The organism is Psychrobacter sp. GTC18467, from assembly GCF_055397455.1.
Map to the genome: position 1 here is coordinate 102,621 of NZ_AP038920.1, position 21,451 is coordinate 124,071.

Here is a 21,451-nt window from a genome sequence, read left to right on the forward strand (position 1 = left end):
AAATTTTGTTGGAGAAGACCGTGATTACCCTAAGTCCGCTCAAACGCCGGATTACTTATGTGACCATTTTTGAGATTTTAGCGATTTTGCTCTCAACACTCATTTTGATGTGGCTTAGCGGCGGCGACGCGCAAAACTCGTTTCCGGTTGCGGTCATGGTGTCGATTACCGCGGTCATTTGGAATTTTATTTATAACACCGGCTTTGAAAACCTTGAGCGCCGCTTAAAAATTACTGAGCGCACCGTTTTGCTTCGCAGTATTCACGCCATCGTTTTTGAATCGGGGCTTTTGCTATTTTGTATTCCGATTTATATGTTTTGGTATAACGTCGGGATTTGGCAGGCATTTGTGATGGAAGCGGCGCTGCTGCTGTTTTTTTTGGTATATACCTTTGCATTTACGCTGATTTTTGACAAAATTTTTACCTTGCCGTATCAGCAAGAACAGCTAGATGCTCAAACATATTCTTCGTAATGGTAAAGTTTTAACCGCTGTGATTTGCCGTATCACTTCTTAGACCCAATTCTGCCAAACCGCAAAGTTCATGCGTTTTTAACGGATAACGATTGGCTAAAATTATCCAAGATGGCGTTACGGCTATTTTTACAAGCAAAATATCAATATCCATCGTCACCAAATTTTGCGGATTTTTTGGCTCGCGGCAGCGGTTACAGCATTTCTCAATGGCTTTAAGTTTTTGTTCAAGCTTGCTTAACGGCAACGGCTGAGCCAAGATCAAAACCATGGCTTGATTGGTATAATCAGGCTTTGGATTGGCTTGGGTTGAGGTAAAGTCAGGATTGACGAGCAAATTTGAGGCGCAAATTTTGCCAAGCCGCAAAAGCTCTTGATGGGCAATGTCAAAATAACGACCCGAATCATGATTGCTGCCAAGCGCTAATATTGCCCCATCGACAAGCTGTTGAGCCATGGCGCTTGGGTCGCAAATTGGCAAATTTTGCAAGGTGCTTGGCAGCCGGTCACCATGAGCGGTCATAAAGTCGAATCAGCAGCAGCATCGTTGGCATTATCGTTGGCATTATCGTTTATCGTATTTTCTTCCTCAGTTTTTTGCTCCAAAGCCCCATTATTTTCAAGATAAGACTGCTCAGGTCGCGCGTATCGGGTGATTTGAACGCCAACCGCATCAGCGGTATCAATTGCCGTGGGCTTAGCTATGCTTAGCGTGACTTTCTTGCAAGGATATTTTGATAGCAGCTTTTTGGTAAGCATGGCGGCTAAATGCTCTAAAAGTTTGGCTTGAATCTCTTTACACCATGCGCTCACATCATCACAAACGGCTTTATAGTTGAGCGCATCGGCAACATCATCGGACGCCGCCGCCGCTGTAACGTCGGTTTCAAAAGCAATATCGATGAGCAGCGGCTGGTTGATGGCGCGCTCCCAATCATAAACGCCAATGACCGCCATGACTTTAAGACCTTTGACAAATACCACATCAGAGTCGGTTTGAAACATTCTGTATTTTCCTTAATTATTTTTCTTCTTAATGATGATGGCAATTATCATAATCTATCACGGCAAAAGTCGCCATGCTATTGTGCAATTTGCACCGAATTTGCCAACTTTTTGGGTCGATGTCGCCACAAGTCGATGCTAAACAGCAGCAGGCCAAACCAAATCAAACCAAAAACAACCAAGCGGTGGCTGTCAAACGGCTCATGATAATAAAAAATGGCTAAAAAGAAAATAAAGGTCGGCGTTAAATAATTCATAAAGCTTAAAATGCTGTAGGCCACAAGTTTGGTTGAATAGTTAAATAAAAGTAATGGCACCAAAGTAATGGGACCTGCCAGCATCAGCAGCCAAATATTTGAGGTAAACCAAAAGCTCAGCTGACTGCTTGCCACCCCCGCCTGCCAAAACCACCAAATACAAATCGGCACAAGCATTGCCGTTTCAACAAACATCGCATCAATGGCGGTAAGCGGGGTTTGCCGCTGAATCGTGCCGTAGGTGCTAAAGCTTATCGCCAAAATCAGCGACACCCAAGGCAGGCTGCCAAGCATGACCACTTGGATAATGACTGACACAAGCGCAAAGCCAATAGCCACCCACTGCAAAGGTCGCAGCCGCTCTTTAAACAGCACCATTGAGAGCGCCACGCCTACCAAAGGACCAATAAAGTAGCCCAAGCTTGCCTCTAAAATATGGTCATGATTGACCGCCCAAACGTAGGTTAGCCAATTGGTGGCGATAATTAGTCCTGAAATAAAGGTCAGCGCAATCCATTTTGGCTGCTGCTTTAACACAGAAAGCCACTGCCAACGCCTTGCCGCAACAATCACCACAAGCAGACAAACGAACGTCCAAATGATGCGATGACCAATGATTTCAACGGCATCATAATCAGTTAACTGCTTAAAATAAAGTGGAAAGGCACCCCAAATAAAAAAGGCACCAAGCGCGGTAATGATACCTCGGCGCGAGGTTTGAATGGTGGTGATGGGTTTTTTGGTGACGTTTTTGGAACTCATAAGGCAAAACAACTTGTTATTACAAAAAATAAGCCAAGCTTGAGATTGACCCTCAGCTTAAGCGCAATCGCTGTCCTTAGGCGAAAAAGGCAAAAGCAATGCGCCAGCAAACTTGTGCCAACCCATTGCTTTTTTGCGGCAATCCTATGCCGTAACTATGACTATAACTGGCTTGATTTATAGTCGATTCATTTATGGTCGCGAAAGAAACAATAAGCGACCACTTAATGCTATAAATTAGTCTTCAGAATTTACTTCAATATTCATTCCCACTTGATTTGCCAACTCCGCAAACCCTGGGAAGCTGGTATTGACCGTTTCAACGCCTTCAATGGTGATGGGTTTTGAGGCACGAAGGCTGGCTACGGCAAAGCTCATGGCAATTCGGTGGTCATGCTGTGATTTAATATTCGCCCCACCAAAAATAGGCGCACTGTTGTCCACATGATTGCCAATGACTTTGGTCGCCTGACCGTGGCTGCCCTGACCTTCAATAATCAGCCCATCTTCAGTAACGGTGCACTCTACGCCAAGCGCTTTTAAGCCATCTGCCATGACGGCAATGCGGTCGGATTCTTTAACGCGAAGCTCTTTTGCACCAGTTAAAATGGTTTGACCTTCCGCGCAAGCAGCAGCGATAAATAAAATTGGGAACTCGTCAATAGCAAGCGGCACAAGCGATTCAGGGATTTTAATACCAACTAAGTTCGATGAGCGAACGGTAATATCCGCAACCGGCTCTTCACCAACGTAAGTTTTATTAGAAAGCTTAATGTCCGCTTGCATCAATTTTAAAATATCAATGATGCCAGTTCGAGTTGGGTTGATGCCTACTTGGGTTAGGGTCAATTCGCTATTTTGGCTAATAGCAGCGGCAACAATAAAAAACGCGGCTGAGGAAATGTCCGCAGGGACTTCGATATTGCAGCTTTTAAGCGTTCCACCGCCGGTTACGCTAATCTCATTACCTTTCGTTTTAACTTCATAGCCAAACGCTGAAAGCATGCGCTCGGTGTGGTCGCGGCTGACTTCCGGTTGGGTAATCGTGGTCGTACCTTCCGCCCAAAGTGCTGCAAGAAGCACTCCTGATTTCACTTGTGCAGAAGCAACTGGCATTTGATAATTGATGGCGGTTAATGGCTTGCCGGCTTTACTGCGACCGGTGATGCTCAAAGGCGCCGTGCCCTGTTGACCGGTGCTTTGAATCATCGCGCCCATTTCACGTAAAGGTTTTGCAACCCGCTCCATCGGGCGTTTGTTTAAACTGGTGTCACCCGTCAACACGCTATCAAAGTCTTGCGCCGCCAAAATCCCCGCAAGCAGGCGCATACTGGTGCCCGAATTTCCCATATATAGCGGCGTTTTGCTTGGCTTTAAACCTTTCATGCCAACGCCATGAATGACCACATTACCCTCGTTAGGGCCTTCAATGCTTACGCCCATATCGCGAAAAGCTTGTAAGGTGGCAAGCGCATCTTCACCTTCTAAAAAGCCGCTAACGCGCGTCGTGCCCTCAGCAAGACTGCCTAGCATGATGCTTCGGTGCGAGATGGACTTGTCTCCGGGCACGGTGATGGTTCCAGAAACGGTGTTGCTTGGGGTAATATGATAAGATGCTGACATGAAAGAGGTATCCGTATAAGGCGTGCTGGCTAACATATGGCCAAAATGTCTCCGTGCGGCTTGCGCGCGGCCCAAAAGTCCCATCAGGGCGGTTGAATCATTATTAATAATCAGTTGTCGCAATGTCGCTAAATAATCGCGGTATTCATCAAGGGCGCTAATCAGCGCGGTTTTATTGGCAAAAAAGATGTCGTGCCACATTTTTGGGTCACTTGCCGCAATCCGCGAAAAGTCCCGAAACCCGCCTGCAGCATAGCGAAAAATATCTAAATTGTCATTGTGGCTTGCCAATTGCTCAACCAAATTAAAAGCAAGCAGGTGCGGCAAGTGACTGGTATGCGCCAAAATCGTATCGTGGTGCGCCGCGTTCATCGTCATGACCGTTGCCCCAACCGCTTCCCAAAGCGCCACAACCTGCTGAACAGCTTCAGAATTTGAGGTTGGAAGCTCACAAACAATCACACTATGATTGACAAATAAAGTCGCTCGGCGGGCTTGGTAGCCTGAATTTTCTGCCCCTGCAATCGGATGCGCCGGCACCAATCCTGACGGCAAGGTTTTAAAGACTGCCGCAGCCGCTTCAATGACATTGACTTTGGTGCTACAAACATCACTAATCAGGCAATTTTCACTTAAAATGCCATTTTCCATTGCGTTTTTAATATCGGCAAAAATGGCATTTACCGTTTGCACCGGCGTGGCAATGACAATCAAATCAACGTCTTTAGCAACCTCAATAAGCTGACCACTTCCGGCATCTAAAAGCCCATGCGCCATTGCTTCATCAAGGCTTGGCTGATGCTTGTCAACCGCAACAATTGAATGGCTTAATCCACGGTCTTTAATCGCTTGCGCCAGACTTGCCCCAATTAAACCCAGACCAATCACGCAAACCTTGTTAAATAACGGTTGGTTTTGTTCTAAGTGCTGCTTTGAATCTGGCGAACTTTGCATCGTTGGCATGACCTTTACCGCTGTTGTTACCAATTGTTGTTACAAACTGTTTTTATAAGCTATTGTTACAAATCATCATTATTTAAAATCGAGCGCAGCGTATCAATCAAGCGCAAATTGTCCTCAGGCGTTCCCACGCTCACCCGAAGCCAGTTATCAAGACCATAGTTTTGCAGCGGTCTAACGATGACCCCTTGAGCCAGCAGCGCCTGATTAACTTTTGAAGCATTTTCAACCTCAACCATAATAAAATTGGCAGCCGATTTGATAAAGCCAAGACCAAGCGCGTCAAACTGCGAGCCAAGCCAGCGGCGCTGCTCAATATTTGCTTGATAAGAGCGCTCAATAAAGGCGCTATCGTCAAGTGCAGCAGCGGCGGCAGCAAGACCAAGTCGGCTGACATTAAACGGCTGACGAACGCGGTTGAGAATTTCAGCAACACTTTTAGAGCTGAGCGCGTAGCCAATTCGCAGCCCTGCCAGCCCAAACGCTTTTGAAAAGGTGCGAACAACCACGACGTTAGCAAACTCATCAAGCAGCACTTTATGGTTGGCAGTTGGGCAATATTCAACGTAAGCTTCATCAATAACCACAAGCACGGATGAGGGAATTGCTTTGATAAAGTTGCGAATATCAGTAACTTCCAATAGCGTTCCCGTTGGGTTGTTTGGGTTAGCAATAAATACCATTTTGGTGTTGCTATGTTTAATGACCGCTTGCGCCATGGCTTTTAAATCATGAGCAAAATGCAGCGCCGGAACTTCAATTCCGCGCGCCCCTTGAACTTTTGCTAGCATGCCATAAACAATAAACGCAAATTGGCTATAAACAATAGCATCTTTGTGACCAACAAAACTTCGCGCTAGTAAATCCAAAATATCATTGGCGCCATTGCCAAGGGTGACTTGGCTAGGACTAACATCATAAACATCAGCAAGCTTTTGCTTTAAACCAAAGCCATTGCCGTCCGGATAGCGCGCAAGCTTAGCAAGCTCTTGGGTAATCGCAAGGGTGACAAGCGGCGAGCTGCCATAAGGATTTTCATTACTGGCAAGCTTAATCACATCCGTTACCCCCATCTCGCGGGTCAGCTCCTCGATGGGCTTGCCGATTTGATAAGGCGCCAACGTCTCAATGCTTGAATACGCCGAAGTTATCGCTTGAGCCTCTTTTTTTGGCATATTAAATCCCTAATTGGCAAATGAACATAAGCTGGCAAGTGGTCAGACGCTATAACAATGCTATTTTGTATCAAAAAACAACTTACAGCACCGCTTTTGGGTACGAGCCTAAAACGCGAACTTCTTTAACCAGTGGTCTGATATCGGCAATTGCAGCGCTGACATTGGGGTCATCAATATGACCTTCCATATCAATGAAAAACACGTAAGCCCACTTGTTCGGGCGCTCAGGTCGTGTTTCGATACTGGTCATCGACACGCCGTGATGCGATAGCGGTTTTAAAATTTCAATCAGCGCGCCGGCTTTATCATGAGCTGAAACTACAATCGAGGTTTTATCCTGACCTGACGGCGCAACGGCCTCGTGACCGACAATTAAAAAGCGCGTGGTGTTGCTTGGGTTGTCCTCAATGTTGCTATAAAGCTTATGCAAACCATATTCAGCAGCAGCAACGTCCCCTGCAATGGCAGCCGAATGCCACTCATTTTTAAGGCGGCGGGCAGCTTCGCCATTGCTTGATACGGCAACGCGCTCAACGTTTGGAAAATTCACATCAAGCCAGTGGCGACACTGAGCAAGCGACTGCTGATGCGAGTAAATCCGGCTTAAGCCATCGACTTTGGTATGTTCAGCCACCAAAAAGTTTTGGTGAATCGGCAATTCTACCTCGCCGATAATTTTTAAACTTGAAGATAAAAAGCCATCAAGGGTATGGTTGACAACGCCTTCAGACGAATTTTCAACGGGAACGACGCCATACATTGCCGTTCCTGCTTCCACTTCGCGAAATACGTCAGTAATGGTGGTTAATGGAATGGTGTCCGCCGCTTTACCAAAATGCTTTAAGGCAGCAGCATGGGTAAACGTGCCAACAGGTCCTAAAAAGGCAATGCGCTGCGGCGCTTCTAGATCGAGGCAAACGGACATAATTTCGCGGAACAGTCGCGCCATTTTTTCATCAGCAATCGGACCCGTATTTCGTGCCATCACTGCTTTTAAGACTTGAGCTTCGCGCTCAGGACGATAAAAAATAGGGTCTTTATTGGCTTTTGGGTCTTTAGCAACTTCATCTTTTTTAACCATTGCCACTTGCTGAGCCAATTTGGCACGGTTATTAATCAGCGTTTGAATTTCGCAATCAACGGCATCGATTTTTTGGCGCAATCGGGTCAAAAACTCTTGGTCAGTTGAGGTGTTGCTGGCAGCAAGTGAGTCTTGGTGCAATGATTCTGATTGTGGCGCTGCTGGCTGCTCGCTCATGTCTGATAATCCTTATTGGCTCGATTACTTTTTAGGGTGTTTTTAAGATAACTTCCGTGATAGCGCTTGGCGGGTTACCCAAGCATCATCCTACTATAACAAAATCTAAACAGCGTGCCCATACCATCGCAAGCAATTTATTTAAAAGTCTGTCAGCCATCAGCACTGCTCTTGACCTAAGCCCTATCAACTGTGCTAAAGTTAGGACAAGCTTTGGCAAGCTACGGTTTTGCGTCATTCATTTGATAACAAGACCATTTAATAAAAATCACTTTATAAAAAACTATAACCATGAGGACAATCAATGAGCGCTCTTGACCAATTAAGTACCATGACCACCATCGTTGCCGACACCGGCGATTTGAGCGCCATTGCGCGGCTAAAGCCCGTTGATGCGACCACCAACCCAAGCCTTATTACCAAAGCACTTATCCATCCGGACAACCAAGCGATGCTTGCCGACACCATGAACCGCCACCAAGGCGACGTTGATGCGGTGATTGACGCCCTCACCGTTCAAATTGGCTGCGATATTTTGGCACTTATTGAAGGTCGCGTGTCAACCGAGGTTGATGCCAGATTGTCTTATGACACCCAAGCGACCATTGATAAAGCCCTTGAATTTATGGACGCCTATCAAAAAGCGGGCATCGACCCTGAGCGCATTTTAATTAAAATGGCAGCAACATGGCAAGGGATTGAGGCGGCGCGCTATCTTGAATCACAAGGCATTCATTGCAATTTAACGCTGCTGTTTGGTCAGCATCAAGCGGTTGCTTGCGCCGATGCCGGCGTGACTTTGATTTCACCCTTTGTTGGTCGGATTTTAGATTGGCAAAAAAGTGAGCAAAATCGCCAAAATATTCCTGCTGCCGATGACATGGGCGTGCAATCGGTCAAACTCATTTATCAATATTACAAGCAGCACGGCTACAAAACGCAAGTGATGGGCGCAAGCTTTCGCTCGGTTGAACAAATCTTAGCGCTTGCCGGCTGCGATTTGCTCACCATTTCTCCTGATTTGCTTGATGAGCTTTCCCATCTTGACACCACCGTCAGCCGTCAATTGTCGCCGAATATGGTCAGCACTAACGCGATTGGCGAGCGCTTAAGCTTAACCGAAACGGCATTTAACCAAGCTTATCAAGAAGATAAAGTGACCCAAGCCTTACTGCCAAAAGGTATTGACGGCTTTATCAGCGCCCGCGAGCAGTTGGCGCAAACGCTTGCCGCAATTCGTAGTTGATATTTTTAATGCAACTTTCATAACCATAAAAAAGCGCTTTGAAACCTTTTTATCGCAGTTCAAAGCGCTTTTTTTGATTAAAGTTCTAATTACTTATCGTTGTAATACGGTATAAATTGGCACCGGAAAATTACCGTGAAGGTCGATTAAATCAAGCAGCACCAGCGCGCCAACCACTTCATGATTTGCTGATTTACAAAGCTCGTAAGCGGTCATTAATGTGCCGCCCGTTGCCAAGATATCATCGACCAAAAGCACGCGCTCAGGCGGCAAGTTATTTTGCATCTCAAGGGTGTCTTTGCCATACTCGAGCGCATAAGCTTTATTAGCAACCGGTGGCGGCAGCTTCCCCGGTTTTCTAAGCAAAATCATTCCTTTACCCAACCGCCCTGCCAAAAGGCTTGCAAAAATAAAGCCGCGAGCTTCAACTGCCCCAAGACAATCAATCTCATCAATCAAGCCGCTTGGTAATGCGGCAAGTAACGCATCAATGACCTCGTTAATGTGGCTTCGCAGCAGCGGCGTGATGTCATAAAAATCAATGCCGGCTTTCGGAAAATCGGGAACGGTTCGGATGATTTGCCAAAATGGATGGTCGGGATGCTCTAGCTTAGTTGGTGTTGCCAAAGCCATATCGTCAGTTATGCTCATAGTTAACCTTTGTTTTTGATGGTACTGCGCTCATTTGAATAACTTGGTAGTAAGGCGCTTGAATGATGCGATACCAAATTATCAATTTATATTTTAGCATATTGAATTGACTTCACAGGGCAACAATAATTATTTTTAATAATAGCGGGTCAAAATCCCTTATTTTCTTAATTATAGTGAGGCGACAGGTCTTATTTTTTACTCCTTTTAAACCAAAAACCTTGATTATGAACTCATCATCTCAATATACAGCTGTAAACTAAACTCGCAAAAGCCGCGTTCTATGCTAAACTACGAGCGCTTTTTGCGCCCTTTGGGCAATATCTTTGATGGTATAGATAGGATTAAAGTATGAGACGTTTTGAATGTATTGTCTGCGGCTGGATTTATGATGAAGCGCTTGGCTGCCCTGAAGAAGGCATCGCCCCAGGAACGCTTTGGGAAGACATTCCTGAGGACTGGACGTGCCCTGAATGCGGCGTGGGCAAGCTTGATTTTGAGATGGTTGAGATTTAATTAGGGAATCTTTATGACCAAAACTGCCCATGATGACAGCGGTCAGGAAAAAACAGCCTTTTTTCCAACTCCTGATTGGCAAAAATTTGGGGCGCATGACTGGCGCGCCTCTGATTTAAGCGACCATCTGTTTCAAACGATGATTGATATCGGTGATGGTATTGAGCTTTGCGTTGAGGCGGGCGGCAATCCTGACAACCCGCCGCTGCTGCTCGTCATGGGACTTGGCTCACAAATGGTCTTTTGGCCGGACGATTTTATCAAGCGCTTGATTGACGCCGGATTTTTTGTGATTCGCTTTGACAATCGTGATGTTGGGCTGTCCTCAAAAGTGCAAATCGAGGGCTTACCGCAAGTCAGTCAATTTAAAATGATGCTAAGAGTGCAAGCAGGACTGTCCAATAAATCAAAGCAAGTGGCTTACAATTTAACGGACATGGCAGAAGATACGGTTCGGCTGATTAAAGCGCTCAACCTTGGTCATACGCATTTGCTTGGGGCATCGATGGGCGGTATGATTGCCCAAATCGTCGCGGCGCGCTACCCAAGCTTGGTGGATAAAATGGCGCTGCTATTTACCACCACCAACCGCGCCTTTTTAAGACCGCCCAAAGCGCGGCAGCTTTATACGCTTATTAATCGTCCTGAAAGCCACTCAGAGCGCGATATTATTCGCCATAGCGTTTGGTTTATGAAAGTGGTTGGAACGCCCGGTCACGTGAATGTCCGAACCGTTCGCGAGATTGCCAAGCTTCGCTATCAGCGCAGTTTTCACCCCCTTGGCGCGGTTCAGCAGTTAAACGCCATTTTATCGTCAGGCTCCATCAGCCGCTTTAGCAAACAAGTCAAAGCACCAACGATTGTGATTCACGGCAGCAAAGATGGCTTGATTCCGGCGTCACAAGGTCGCGTGGTTGCCAAAACCATTCCTAATGCCAAATTTCATCTGATTGATGGTATGGCGCATGACATTCCGGCGTATTATCAGCCGTATTTGACCGATTTAATTCGCAATCATTTATTAGGCTAAATCTTAAAAAAAGCCATAATTGCTGTCATGGCTTTTTTATTGCTTTGCTTTTTATTGTTTAGCTTTTTTATTACTTGAAAATCAAAAGCTTTAAAAATCACAAGCAACTTCAGCAAACTTTTTATCAATACACTGCTTTTGACCATTCACCGTTGCCACCCAAGCCTTACCTTGATTAAAAACAAACGACGGCGCGCCAAGATAGCTGTTGGATAAATCAGCAACTTCCCCTGAGTTTTGAAATGAAAACGGCACGACCAAGTCGCCACCTAGGTTTAAAAAGCCCCACTCATCAGCAATACGAACCGCCGCCAGACCTTCAGAAAATGGACGAACCTCATCAAATGAATAGGTAATCATAATCGTGCCCTCATCATCAACAAAGCCCCAACGACCATCTTGCTGATGCGCTTGCAGGGTAGTAAAAGGCGGCTTAGTTGGCGCAGTTGGCTTTTGCTGAGCTTGATTTGGCGTCACGGCTTCTTGTGAATTTTTAGAAGGCGAACTATTTGGTTTATTGCTTGCCGCTAAATTTTCTAAGCTCTTATTTTCTAAGTCCTTATCACGATATTTTGTCGGGTCCGCCGTTGGGTTGCCATTATTATTCACCCAACTGATAGCCTTGCCTTTATAAACCCTTGCATGACCATCATTAAAATCATCAATATTACTGATGGCTTTTGAAAAGGGCACGACCGTTTGATTACGGGTATTAATCACGCCAAATTCGCCGCCTCTTTTGACCACGATTTTACCTTCTGAGGCGGCGCGAGCGAAGCTGCCCCCTTCACTAATGGTATCATACATCGGCGGGACGACCTCGCGACCTTGCAGATTGACGTAGCCGACCCGATTGCCGCGTAAAACAGGCAGCAGTCCTTCAGCCAAGCGCTTGCCATCAGCGCGCTGATAGCCCATCAAATCAACCACGGTTTTACCGCGATTGTCAATCAGTGCCACCGGCGCCCCATAATCTTTAGTTGCCAAAAAGTAGCCGGCACTTGCGGTGCAGCTGACATGCTTAAAATAGCTTTTGGGCAGTTTACAACTGGCAGCTTGGGCAGTCATACCCAGTGGTACTATCGTTGCTATTAAGGTTAAGCAAGAAAACAAAGTTAAACGTTTAATAGCCGCCGCCTCCAAAATTTGGTTATAAATCAAGGCGCAAGCTTAACAAATCCGTCTTTTATTGCCAACTTAAATTGCAAGCCAATTGTGACACAAAGCTGTCGAGTTCAAATCAATTTTGTTGCAGCGGTTATGGGCAAATTTTTACTCAGCGCCTTTTTGCCGGTTAAATAGCGCATTTAACACAATCGCGGTTAACGTTGCCGTACCGATGCCGCCTAAATCAAAGCCGCCCAAATGCAAGCTGAAATTGCCCGTTCCCATAATGACGGTGACCGCCGCAATGATTAAATTGCTATTTTTGCTAAAATCGATATGGCTATCGATCCAGATTTTCGCGCCAGCAATAGCGATCAAACCAAACACCACAATCGACGCGCCGCCCAAAAGCGCTGGGGGAATGGTTTGGATAATCGCGCCAAATTTGGGCGATAAACCAAGTAAAATCGCCACCAGTCCGGCTACCACAAAAATCGTCGTGCTATAGACTTTAGTCACAGCCATGACGCCGATATTTTCCGCGTAAGTGGTCACGCCCGTTCCGCCAAACCCTGCTGAAAAAACAGTGGCAAAACCATCAGCAAAAAAGGCGCGACCCATATACGGCGTCACTTTGGTTTTCGTCATGCCCTCAACCGCCTTAAAATGCCCTAGATTTTCGGCAATTAAAATAAAGGCAACCGGCGCAATCAGCACAATGGCACTCATGTTAAAGCTTGGGCTATGAAACGTGGGTAGCCCAAACCAAGCGGCATTACTTACGCCACTAAAATCAATCGGCGCGCCAAGTCCAAGCACGTTGGTCATCACAAAATAAACCATATAGGACAAAATTAAGCCCACCAGTAGCAACAACCGGCGCAGCATACCACGGGTAAAGACCGCCACACCACTAATCAAAAGCACGGTCAGCACCGCCATCCAAGCATCAAATTGATTTGCCGAAACGCCTTGAATGGTTACAGGAGCAAGATTTAACCCGATAATCATCACGATAGCGCCCGTCACAATCGGCGGCATCAAGCGCTCAATCCAGCCCGTTCCGGTTTTCATGACCAACAGCCCAACAGCCGCGTAAATCAGTCCGCAAACCATAATCCCGCCAAGCGCGATATTTAAATTGGCGTTAAATCTCGAGCCTGCATAAGCCGTTGCCGCAATTACCGGACCAATAAAGGCAAAGCTTGATCCCAAGTAACTTGGCATGCGACCGCCGGTAATCATAAAAAACATCACCGTGCAAAACCCTGACATCAAAATTGCCAAATTAGGGTCAAACCCCATCAACAGCGGCGCAAGAACCGTTGAGCCAAACATCGCAAAGGTGTGCTGAAAGCCAAGCAACACGCTTTTGCTTGGCGGCAAATACTCATTAATGCCAACCGGATTTTTATCCAAGTCACCAAAAAAAGGCCGCCAAGTCGGAAACCAGCGGCCATTGTCAAAATCAGGATTGTGGTTTGTTAGCGCTTGCGGGGCAAGGTCTTGCGCCACTGGGTCAGCATTTGAGGAAGATTGGGGGGGCGTCATAATAAAATCCTATGCAAGTTGGGGTTAACGCGATTATCACCCTGCTGCCAATACTTACAGGATGTTACACAGGCATCAACGCTGAGCATCTTAACGGAAATTATCCGCAAACTAAAGCGTTTCTTCTTAAGTCAAGTTGACTGCCAAAGTCAAATTTGCGTCGTCAACTGACTTTGAAAAAACAATCCGCTCGGAAAAAATAAATCGCTACTTTGGCATAGGTTTAATTGGTCGTATCGTTTATACTTTCTATAATTACTAAAAGTTTAGTCTTAACTAACTTATAATTTAACTCATAGTTATGACCGTTTAAGCAGCATTTTATCTTGGTACAATTCGGCGTTATAATAGCGCTATGATATTGATTTTTAGGACAAAATAATGATTAGTGTTTTTGATTTATTTAAAATTGGCATTGGACCCTCAAGCTCGCATACGGTAGGCCCTATGGTTGCGGCAAATTTATTTTTACAAGCGCTTAGCGAGCAGGCAAAACTTGATGACGTTAACCACATTGAAATTGAGCTGTTCGGCTCCCTTGCCGCCACCGGAAAAGGTCACGCCACCGACACGGCTATTTTGCTTGGGCTATTAGGTCACAAGCCTGCCACCATTGACACGCAGTTGACCGAGCATTATTTAGCGCCGATTTTTGCTGACCATCGCCTTAATTTAGCCGGCAAGCACGATATTGATTTTAATGCCGACAACGACATTCATTGGTATGGCGATACCGTAATGCCGTATCACCCAAACGCCTTGACGCTGCATGCTCGTTTTAATGACGGCTCAAGCTATCAGCAAACCTATTATTCAGTTGGCGGTGGTTTTGTCATTAATGAAAGTGACGCGACCACGCCTGAAGAAGACCACGCCGCGCCAACGATTGCCTCCATCCCCTACCCATTTAACACCGGTGCTGAACTGCTTGAACAATGCCAAAAACACCAACTGAACATCAGCGAATTGGTGCTTGCCAATGAGTGCCATTACCGCGATGAAAAAGACGTTTTGGACTATTTGGATTCCATTTGGCAGGCCATGCAAGATTGCGTTCGCCGTGGCTGTGAAAATGATGGCACGCTGCCCGGTGGTCTTGAGGTCAAACGCCGCGCTCAAGGGTTATACTTACAGCTTTGCGCTGAAAAAGAGCAACATCTGAATAAAAACGACAAGCTTGCGGCGATGGATTGGGTCGATTTGTACGCCTTAGCCGTCAATGAAGAAAATGCCAACGGCGGCAACGTGGTCACCGCCCCAACCAACGGCGCGGCAGGGATTATTCCGGCGGTGATGCATTATTACCGCGACTTTTTACCGGCTTATAGTCTTGAGGGCGCTCGTAAGTTTTTGTTAAATGCCACCGCCATTGGCAGCTTAATTAAAGAAAATGCCTCGATTTCTGGCGCTGAAGTTGGCTGTCAAGGTGAGGTTGGTTCAGCTTGTGCGATGGCGGCATCGGCACTGGCTGAAATCATGAATGGTGACGCGGCAAAATGTTTGAATGCCGCTGAAATTGGCATTGAGCATAATCTTGGCTTAACTTGTGACCCTGTTGGCGGCTTGGTTCAAGTGCCGTGTATCGAGCGCAACGCCATGGGCGCGGTCAAAGCCATCAACGCCGCCCGCCTTGCCTGCCGCGGCAATGGTCAGCATTTTGTCTCCTTTGATAAAGTCGTTGAAACCATGAAAAAAACTGGCGAGGACATGAACGACAAATATAAAGAAACCTCGCGCGGCGGTCTGGCAGTCTTTGCCGACAATCGCATTTTGACGGCAAATCAAGGCGTTTCAGTGAAATACAGTCAATGTTAGCGCTATTATTATTTACCCCTTAATTTTTGCAAAAAAAAGACCTTTAACTCAGTTAAAGGTCTTTTTTTCAATCATTTAAATGCTTAAAAACAGATTATTCAGCCGTTTTGGAAATCACTTTGTTTAATAACCAAACGGGTTTTACCACTCCTGAAACAGGGTCAGCAACCGCTTCTTGACGAACGTCTAACACATAACGGTAGTTTGGCTCATAAGTAAAGCCTTGAATGTCGCCATTTAACGTATTGAAGTTTTTTTGATGGGTTTGGCGGTACTGCAAACATTCAGATTCAATCATTCTGCCGTTTTTGTCCGTAAACTCACAAATGGCTTTTCGCGGCGCAATCTCAACGTTAAAGCTTGGGATATTCACCACCTTGACGCTCACCGGTTTACCATCGACAACCATAGCACGTTCATCGTTCAAATTCATGGTCGAACAGCCTGCTAGGGTCAAGGTTGCTGCTAAGGCTGCCATCACTAATGTTTTCATTATTTTATCCTTATATTATTATCGTTACGCTCAAAAAGCGCTTATTGATGTTTTTTTATACTTTTTATGATGTTAAAAAGCGGTAGCCAGTGCAAGACTGCGAAAGGCTAACCGTGAGTTAGGACAATTTTGCTGCCTACTCACTTATTACCTCATTTTGCCGTGGTACGATAATTAGTATAAGGGTCGAAAATGACTGGGCTCTATAACTGCTTTGTAACGTAACGTCAAGGTTTGCAACCTAAAGCCCAATCATGTTATAAACAATTTTGGCTTAACATTTAGCTTAACGTTAGTTAACTGCGATAATCAGCATTAATTTTGACGTAATCGTAAGACAAATCACAAGTATAAACCGTATCTGACGCCTCCCCGCGACCCAAATCAATGTGAATGGTGATTTCAGGTCGGCTCATGACGAGGTCGCCTTGGCTCTCAGAATAGTCGGAAGCAAGACCACCATTTTGACAAATCATCACCTCATCCAAGCAGACATTGACCTGTTCGGTATCCAAATCCTCAAGCCCTGCATAACCAACCGCCGCCAAAATCCGACCCCAATTGGCGTCACTGGCAAAAAAAGCCGTTTTTACCAGTGGTGAATGCGCCACCGAATACGCCACATCGCAGCACTCTTGCGAGGTTTTGCCACCCGTAACTTTCACGGTGATAAACTTGGTTGCGCCCTCGCCATCACGGACGATTAATTGCGCCAATCTTAAAAATACCGATTGCAAGGCATCAAATAGCGCGTTGAAGTGCGGATGGTCTTGACTGTCAATCGTTCCTGAAGCACTTTTCACCGCTTTGGTGGCGATGAGCACGCAGCAATCATTGGTTGAGGTGTCGCCATCAACGGTGATGCGGTTAAAGGTTTGCTCATTAATGGCGGTGAGCATGGCTTGAAGCGTTTCAGGGGCAATATCGGCGTCCGTGGCAACGAAGCCAAGCATCGTTGCCATATTGGGGCGAATCATTCCTGAGCCTTTAGAAATGCCGGAAATATGATACGTGGTGCCGTCAATTTCAACTTGCCCGCTTGCAGCTTTGGGAATGGTGTCGGTGGTTCGGATACCGTTTGCCGCTGCAAGCCAGCCATCCGTGCTTAGGCTTGCAAGCGCCTTATCCAAACCATTGACAATCGCTTCACTGTTGAGCGGCTCACCAATCACCCCCGTTGAAAATGGCAAAATAGCCGCGCTAGTCACGCCTGCTTTTTGTGCTAAAGCCTGACAAACCGCTTCGGCGCGAGCAAGACCGTCAGCGCCTGTTCCGGCGTTGGCATTTCCCGTATTAATCACCAAATAGCGCGGCGCTGCCTTTGCAATATGCTCACGTAAAAGACGAACCGGTGCGGCGCAAAAGGCATTTTTGGTGGTAACCGCTGCCGTTGAGCTGCCTTCTGCAATCTCAATAACGACCAAATCATCACGATTTTGGTAGCGAACCCCTGCCGCTGTGGTGCTTAATTTTACGCCATCGATGGCAAACATGGTTTTGGGAGTTGAAATATCACCGACCGCCATAAACATTCCTTCCTTAAAATAAAAAAATTAGAAAATTAGAAAGTTAAAGTTAAAGTTATTGATAAAAACGAGTGGTTAAAACTTAGTTGCTAAACGCCTATTTGCTAAAGTCAAAAGCTGACCAAATCGGCGCGTGGTCGGACGGCTTTTCCATTGCCCGCAGCGGATAGCTGATACCAGCGTCAATACATTTATCACTTAAATCATCACTGCATAAAATATGGTCAATTCGCAATCCGCGCTTTGGGTCATCATTAAAACCGCGACTGCGATAATCAAACCAACTAAAATAATCGCTACTGTTTGGATAATGCAAACGGTAGGTGTCGGTAAGCTGCCTTGACAGCAAATCTGCGTACCACTCGCGCTCCTCCGGCAAAAATGAGCATTTATTATTTTTAAGCCAACGCTTGGCATTCACCTCACCGATGCCCACATCAATATCTTCAGGAGCCACGTTCATATCGCCCATCACCACAAGCGAGCGCCCCTCATTTTTAAGCTCATCAATATAACGCATCAAATCGGCATAATAAGCGCGCTTCATCGGAAACTTGATGGGGTGCTCCAAGCTTTCACCTTGCGGAAAATAGCCGTTTAATACGTCGATTTCGCGGTTTTGCAGCTCATATCTTGCATGGATAAAGCGCTTTTGGGCGTCATCGCCCTCCCAAGGAAAGCCTTTTTGCACAAAAATAGGCGCAGTTTTTGACAAGAGCGCCACCCCATAGTGCGCTTTTTGACCAAAATATTCCACATGATAACCAAGACCTGCGACATCGGCTAGCGGAAACTGCTCATCATGAACCTTGGTTTCTTGAAGCCCTATCACATCAGGGTCGATGATGTCGCGAACCGCCTCAAGCTGATGCTGGCGCGCGCGAATACCGTTAATATTAAAACTCATAAATCGGGTCATGAAACATCCTATTTTAAAGTGCTGTATTGCTGTTGACAGGTCGCGGTGATTAATTTTAGCCCGCGCTGTATTTTTGTGCTAAGTTAATTTATCTTAATCCGCAGCATGATTTAATTTTACCCCATCAACCTTATTTTAAGAGAAACCAACCGATGAGCAACGCAACTTCTGCCCCTGTTTTTGCTACAGAATATCAAATTTATATCAACCATACTGACGCCGGTGGCATCGTTTATCATGCCAACCATTTGGTGTTTTTTGAAAACTGCCGCCGCGATTATTTGACCAAAATTGGGCTAAACACCTATTTTTTAACCAGTGAAGAGGGCAATTTACAACACTTTGTCGTCAGCCAAATCGACATCAAATATCAAAAAGCCATTTTACTTGATGAGCGGATAACGGTTCAAATTGACCACATCGACATTAAACCTGCAAGCTTAATTTTTCATCAAAGCATTCATCGAAAAGAGGCTAAAAAAGGCGCATCAACGTTATTAAGCCGCGCCAAAATCGTTATTGCTTGCGTTGAAAATCAAGCCAACACAGACGCAAATTCTGCAAGCGGCAATATTCGCCCCATTCGCGTACCAAAAGTGCTTCATGATACCATTCAAAACACGCTCAATCAGCACTGATTTAATTATTAAATGCCCATCAAGCAAAAAGCCTGAGCGAAATTGTCGTCAGGCTTAGTAGGCAAAATCAATGAAAACACTGAGCAGTTAGCTGATTCTATTCACGATATTGAGCGGTAAGCGCTTCATAATTTGACCCACAAGCGACCATGGCAGACTTGGAACGCAAGCTTCATCAACTTCAGCTTCAATAGCCGCAACAATGGCATTGGTTCCGGTTTCAGCATCCACCTGAAACGGTAGCGGTTTGGCATTGGTATTGATTTCGGTTCGGATGTAACCTGGATAAATGGTGGAGACTTTAATCGGCAAGTCATTTAAAAGCATATCAGCGCGAATACCCTCTGCTAAGTACGCAAGTCCGGCTTTCGTTGCCCCGTAAGTGGTCATGTGTTTAGGAAGACCGCGCATTGCTGACATGCTTGAAATCACCACCAATTGCCCTGCATTTTTGGCGCGAAAATGTTGCATTGCCGCCTCGCATTGAGCAAGGGCGCCAATGAAGTTCACCTCAGCGGTCTTGCGGTTGGTTTCAAAGCGACCTTTGCCAATTTGGCGACTCTCGCCAATTCCGGCATTGACAATCACTTTATCGATTTGCCCAAACTTATCGGCAAACTCTTTAAACACCCGAAACACCGCATTGTAGTCGCTGACATCAAGCGCCAAATATTCAATTTTAATATCAGGAAACTGCGCTAACAGCTCAGCTTTTAGCTGCTCAAGCCGGTCAGTTCGGCGCGCACAAATCGCCAAATTATAACCAAGCTTAGCAAAAACTCGTGCCATGCCCTCACCGATTCCTGAGCTGGCACCAGTAATCAATACCGTCTTGCCGCGACCTACTTTGGCAATTTCCAGCCCCTTTAGGTAGCGCTCCGGCAAAATGGCGCCAAAAGCTTGCTCGCGACCATGCTGCGCGGTATGGGTCAGCTTACGGAGTAATTTTTGTTGCATAGCAGTTCTTTTTCATCCTCAACTTTATTATCTTTAATCTGATGCGCTGACAACAGCAGCATAAAAAAGTATAGTTTTATCTAAGATTGCTAGACTATTGTAAATACGCTTGCTTGTAAATACTGATATTGTTTCAAGATACTTTAAGGAAAAATAAAAAGCGTCGACCGTTGCGCCAACGCTTTAAAACCATAAAAAATGAACCATGGTTTATCATTAATCAGTAAAAAATCCTATTTTAGCAAGCGCTGAGCACTCTCAATTTTACCCATCAATTCAGGAATTTTATCAATCGCAATATTAATTCCCGCTTCCGCAGCTTGCGCTAGTCCTAATTTTTCAGCAAGCGTGGGCTTTTGCCGTGATTGCAGCGCATAAACCTCATGCTCTGCCATTCGCTCTAAGATATAGCTGTCGGACGTTTGTAGCCGGTCAACCAAATTTAAATGCAGCGCGTCCTCACCGTACCAATGCTCGCCGGTGGCTACTTTGTCCAAATCAAGCATGTTGCGATAACGATTGACAAAGTCTTTAAATAACAAGTGCGTTTGCTCAAGTTCTTCTTGGTATTTGGCGCGGTCTTTATCATCATTTTCGCCAAACACAGTCACCGTCCGCTTATAGTCGCCTGCGGTGAACATTTCATAATCAACATCATGATTTTTAAGCCATTTATGAAAGTTTGGTAGCTGAGATACCACCCCAATTGAACCAATGACCGCAAACGGCGCGGCGATAATGGTATCGGCAACGCAGGCCATCATGTAGCCGCCGCTTGCTGCCACCTTATCCACGCAAACGGTCAGTTTTAGTCCGGCATCTTTAAGCCTTGCCAATTGCGCCGCTGCCAAGCCGTAGCTGTGAACCAAGCCGCCGGAGGACTCAAGGCGAACGATAACCTCATCGCCCTTATTTGCCGTACTAATTAAGGTGCTGATTTCATCTCGCAAATGCTTAACGGCTGTGGCTTTCATATCGCCATCAAAATCCAACACAAAGACTTGCTGATTGCTGTCTTCTTTTTTGGCTTTATTCGTCAGTTTTTGCTTCAAGCTTGATTTGGCTTTTTTGCTAAGCTGCTTTTCTTGTTGTTTTTCCTGTTGCTTTTTAAAAAGCTTGAGGGCTTTTTTGCCTTGAGTAGCTTCAACTAAGTGCTCTTGGCGCTGATTTTGGACTTTGTTGAGATGGGTAACTTTAAGCTCAACCGGATTTTTAGGGGCAGGTGACAACATTGATTTATCCTTATCATAACTGGTGAGATTTTTTCAAAAAATTTTACTTAAAAAATTAATGGCAAATAATATGCTTCTGCGAGCGCAAGATTGCAAGTAAGATTTGGTGATTAATTGTGGCAAAACTCATCGCTGCCTAAGTTTTGCTTATCTACCCATGATTATCCGTACAATTTGCCAGCGATTGAGCTTGAGAGTTGTATAACAGGGGCACATTAGGCATAATACGCGTTTAGATTTATTTTTATCGC

At 45.7% G+C, this 21,451-nt stretch carries 20 protein-coding genes; 6 read left to right on the forward strand and 14 right to left on the reverse strand.

Going from position 1 to position 21,451, the window contains the following annotated elements:
• Nucleotides 1-20 precede the first annotated feature (20 nt).
• Nucleotides 21-476 (forward strand): PACE efflux transporter, encoded by a 456-nt coding sequence (locus ACZ5XY_RS00335; protein WP_464741905.1) that lies wholly within the window; start codon nucleotides 21-23, stop codon nucleotides 474-476.
• Nucleotides 477-486: 10 nt separating this feature from the next.
• On the opposite strand, the gene ACZ5XY_RS00340 is transcribed toward ACZ5XY_RS00335, so the two are convergent.
• The 6 genes from ACZ5XY_RS00340 to pheA all read right to left on the reverse strand — a co-directional run bounded on the left by ACZ5XY_RS00340 (nucleotide 487) and on the right by pheA (nucleotide 7,519).
• A complete protein-coding gene (locus ACZ5XY_RS00340) occupies nucleotides 487-999 on the reverse strand; it encodes a 2-amino-4-hydroxy-6-hydroxymethyldihydropteridine diphosphokinase (RefSeq protein ID WP_464741907.1) in 513 nt (170 codons plus the stop codon).
• Nucleotides 996-1,481, reverse strand: a complete 486-nt coding sequence (folB, locus tag ACZ5XY_RS00345; RefSeq protein WP_464741909.1) for a dihydroneopterin aldolase — start codon at nucleotides 1,479-1,481, stop codon at nucleotides 996-998. The genes ACZ5XY_RS00340 and folB overlap by 4 nt, the downstream gene beginning before the upstream one ends.
• A gap of 77 nt (nucleotides 1,482-1,558) precedes the next feature.
• Complete coding sequence (rarD, locus tag ACZ5XY_RS00350; RefSeq protein WP_464741911.1) at nucleotides 1,559-2,500, reverse strand: EamA family transporter RarD; 942 nt, start codon at nucleotides 2,498-2,500, stop codon at nucleotides 1,559-1,561.
• Nucleotides 2,501-2,737: 237 nt separating this feature from the next.
• Nucleotides 2,738-5,077 (reverse strand): bifunctional prephenate dehydrogenase/3-phosphoshikimate 1-carboxyvinyltransferase, encoded by a 2,340-nt coding sequence (locus ACZ5XY_RS00355; protein ID WP_464741913.1) that lies wholly within the window; start codon nucleotides 5,075-5,077, stop codon nucleotides 2,738-2,740.
• A gap of 65 nt (nucleotides 5,078-5,142) precedes the next feature.
• Nucleotides 5,143-6,258, reverse strand: coding sequence for a histidinol-phosphate transaminase (hisC, locus tag ACZ5XY_RS00360; protein WP_464741915.1), 1,116 nt, complete (start codon nucleotides 6,256-6,258; stop codon nucleotides 5,143-5,145).
• A gap of 82 nt (nucleotides 6,259-6,340) precedes the next feature.
• Nucleotides 6,341-7,519 carry a prephenate dehydratase gene (pheA, locus tag ACZ5XY_RS00365; RefSeq protein ID WP_464741917.1) on the reverse strand — a complete coding sequence of 393 codons (1,179 nt, stop codon included), beginning with the start codon at nucleotides 7,517-7,519 and terminating at the stop codon, nucleotides 6,341-6,343.
• 304 nt (nucleotides 7,520-7,823) lie between these two features.
• Here pheA and ACZ5XY_RS00370 point away from each other — a divergent pair, with 304 nt between their 5' ends.
• Nucleotides 7,824-8,765: a transaldolase gene (locus ACZ5XY_RS00370; RefSeq protein ID WP_464741919.1), complete on the forward strand. Its 942-nt coding sequence runs from the start codon at nucleotides 7,824-7,826 to the stop codon at nucleotides 8,763-8,765.
• 93 nt (nucleotides 8,766-8,858) lie between these two features.
• Here the strand turns inward: ACZ5XY_RS00370 and ACZ5XY_RS00375 are convergent, their stop codons facing one another.
• The gene (locus ACZ5XY_RS00375; protein ID WP_464743643.1) at nucleotides 8,859-9,398 is read right to left on the reverse strand and encodes an adenine phosphoribosyltransferase; all 540 of its coding nucleotides are present in this window, start codon (nucleotides 9,396-9,398) and stop codon (nucleotides 8,859-8,861) included.
• A gap of 369 nt (nucleotides 9,399-9,767) precedes the next feature.
• On the opposite strand from ACZ5XY_RS00375, the gene ACZ5XY_RS00380 reads away from it, so the two are divergent.
• Together ACZ5XY_RS00380 and ACZ5XY_RS00385 are read left to right on the forward strand one after the other, a co-directional pair.
• Nucleotides 9,768-9,932 carry a rubredoxin gene (locus ACZ5XY_RS00380; protein WP_464741921.1) on the forward strand — a complete coding sequence of 55 codons (165 nt, stop codon included), beginning with the start codon at nucleotides 9,768-9,770 and terminating at the stop codon, nucleotides 9,930-9,932.
• Between the two features lie 13 nt (nucleotides 9,933-9,945).
• Nucleotides 9,946-10,962 (forward strand): alpha/beta fold hydrolase, encoded by a 1,017-nt coding sequence (locus tag ACZ5XY_RS00385; protein WP_464741923.1) that lies wholly within the window; start codon nucleotides 9,946-9,948, stop codon nucleotides 10,960-10,962.
• Nucleotides 10,963-11,052: 90 nt separating this feature from the next.
• Here ACZ5XY_RS00385 and ACZ5XY_RS00390 read toward each other — a convergent pair whose 3' ends face one another.
• Entirely contained in the window at nucleotides 11,053-12,030 is a 978-nt protein-coding gene (locus ACZ5XY_RS00390) for a WG repeat-containing protein (RefSeq protein WP_464741925.1), read from the reverse strand.
• A 204-nt stretch (nucleotides 12,031-12,234) separates the two neighbouring features.
• Entirely contained in the window at nucleotides 12,235-13,623 is a 1,389-nt protein-coding gene (locus ACZ5XY_RS00395) for a solute carrier family 23 protein (RefSeq protein WP_464743645.1), read from the reverse strand.
• Between the two features lie 378 nt (nucleotides 13,624-14,001).
• Between ACZ5XY_RS00395 and ACZ5XY_RS00400 the strand changes: the two genes are divergently transcribed.
• Nucleotides 14,002-15,435, forward strand: coding sequence for an L-serine ammonia-lyase (locus tag ACZ5XY_RS00400; RefSeq protein WP_464741927.1), 1,434 nt, complete (start codon nucleotides 14,002-14,004; stop codon nucleotides 15,433-15,435).
• Between the two features lie 94 nt (nucleotides 15,436-15,529).
• On the opposite strand, the gene ACZ5XY_RS00405 is transcribed toward ACZ5XY_RS00400, so the two are convergent.
• The 3 genes from ACZ5XY_RS00405 to xthA form a co-directional block, all read right to left on the reverse strand.
• Nucleotides 15,530-15,928: a DUF4377 domain-containing protein gene (locus ACZ5XY_RS00405; protein ID WP_464741929.1), complete on the reverse strand. Its 399-nt coding sequence runs from the start codon at nucleotides 15,926-15,928 to the stop codon at nucleotides 15,530-15,532.
• Nucleotides 15,929-16,224: 296 nt separating this feature from the next.
• Complete coding sequence (gene argJ, locus ACZ5XY_RS00410; RefSeq protein ID WP_464741931.1) at nucleotides 16,225-17,454, reverse strand: bifunctional glutamate N-acetyltransferase/amino-acid acetyltransferase ArgJ; 1,230 nt, start codon at nucleotides 17,452-17,454, stop codon at nucleotides 16,225-16,227.
• A gap of 97 nt (nucleotides 17,455-17,551) precedes the next feature.
• Nucleotides 17,552-18,373 (reverse strand): exodeoxyribonuclease III, encoded by an 822-nt coding sequence (xthA, locus tag ACZ5XY_RS00415; RefSeq protein ID WP_464741933.1) that lies wholly within the window; start codon nucleotides 18,371-18,373, stop codon nucleotides 17,552-17,554.
• Nucleotides 18,374-18,525: 152 nt separating this feature from the next.
• Here xthA and ACZ5XY_RS00420 point away from each other — a divergent pair, with 152 nt between their 5' ends.
• Entirely contained in the window at nucleotides 18,526-19,011 is a 486-nt protein-coding gene (locus tag ACZ5XY_RS00420; RefSeq protein WP_464741935.1) for a thioesterase family protein, read from the forward strand.
• Between the two features lie 87 nt (nucleotides 19,012-19,098).
• Here ACZ5XY_RS00420 and ACZ5XY_RS00425 read toward each other — a convergent pair whose 3' ends face one another.
• Nucleotides 19,099-19,800 carry an SDR family oxidoreductase gene (locus ACZ5XY_RS00425; protein ID WP_464743647.1) on the reverse strand — a complete coding sequence of 234 codons (702 nt, stop codon included), beginning with the start codon at nucleotides 19,798-19,800 and terminating at the stop codon, nucleotides 19,099-19,101.
• A 401-nt stretch (nucleotides 19,801-20,201) separates the two neighbouring features.
• The gene (sohB, locus tag ACZ5XY_RS00430; protein ID WP_464741937.1) at nucleotides 20,202-21,200 is read right to left on the reverse strand and encodes a protease SohB; all 999 of its coding nucleotides are present in this window, start codon (nucleotides 21,198-21,200) and stop codon (nucleotides 20,202-20,204) included.
• Nucleotides 21,201-21,451: the final 251 nt, after the last annotated feature.

Coding starts and splice junctions, on each gene's coding strand:
- ACZ5XY_RS00340 (WP_464741907.1), bottom strand. CDS start 999: ATGACCGCTCATGGTGACCGGCTGCCAAGCACCTTGCAAAATTTGCCA.
- folB (WP_464741909.1), bottom strand. CDS start 1,481: ATGTTTCAAACCGACTCTGATGTGGTATTTGTCAAAGGTCTTAAAGTC.
- rarD (WP_464741911.1), bottom strand. CDS start 2,500: ATGAGTTCCAAAAACGTCACCAAAAAACCCATCACCACCATTCAAACC.
- ACZ5XY_RS00355 (WP_464741913.1), bottom strand. CDS start 5,077: ATGCAAAGTTCGCCAGATTCAAAGCAGCACTTAGAACAAAACCAACCG.
- hisC (WP_464741915.1), bottom strand. CDS start 6,258: ATGCCAAAAAAAGAGGCTCAAGCGATAACTTCGGCGTATTCAAGCATT.
- pheA (WP_464741917.1), bottom strand. CDS start 7,519: ATGAGCGAGCAGCCAGCAGCGCCACAATCAGAATCATTGCACCAAGAC.
- ACZ5XY_RS00370 (WP_464741919.1), top strand. CDS start 7,824: ATGAGCGCTCTTGACCAATTAAGTACCATGACCACCATCGTTGCCGAC.
- ACZ5XY_RS00375 (WP_464743643.1), bottom strand. CDS start 9,398: ATGGCTTTGGCAACACCAACTAAGCTAGAGCATCCCGACCATCCATTT.
- ACZ5XY_RS00380 (WP_464741921.1), top strand. CDS start 9,768: ATGAGACGTTTTGAATGTATTGTCTGCGGCTGGATTTATGATGAAGCG.
- ACZ5XY_RS00385 (WP_464741923.1), top strand. CDS start 9,946: ATGACCAAAACTGCCCATGATGACAGCGGTCAGGAAAAAACAGCCTTT.
- ACZ5XY_RS00390 (WP_464741925.1), bottom strand. CDS start 12,030: ATGACTGCCCAAGCTGCCAGTTGTAAACTGCCCAAAAGCTATTTTAAG.
- ACZ5XY_RS00400 (WP_464741927.1), top strand. CDS start 14,002: ATGATTAGTGTTTTTGATTTATTTAAAATTGGCATTGGACCCTCAAGC.
- ACZ5XY_RS00405 (WP_464741929.1), bottom strand. CDS start 15,928: ATGAAAACATTAGTGATGGCAGCCTTAGCAGCAACCTTGACCCTAGCA.
- argJ (WP_464741931.1), bottom strand. CDS start 17,454: ATGGCGGTCGGTGATATTTCAACTCCCAAAACCATGTTTGCCATCGAT.
- xthA (WP_464741933.1), bottom strand. CDS start 18,373: ATGACCCGATTTATGAGTTTTAATATTAACGGTATTCGCGCGCGCCAG.
- ACZ5XY_RS00420 (WP_464741935.1), top strand. CDS start 18,526: ATGAGCAACGCAACTTCTGCCCCTGTTTTTGCTACAGAATATCAAATT.
- ACZ5XY_RS00425 (WP_464743647.1), bottom strand. CDS start 19,800: ATGGCACGAGTTTTTGCTAAGCTTGGTTATAATTTGGCGATTTGTGCG.
- sohB (WP_464741937.1), bottom strand. CDS start 21,200: ATGTTGTCACCTGCCCCTAAAAATCCGGTTGAGCTTAAAGTTACCCAT.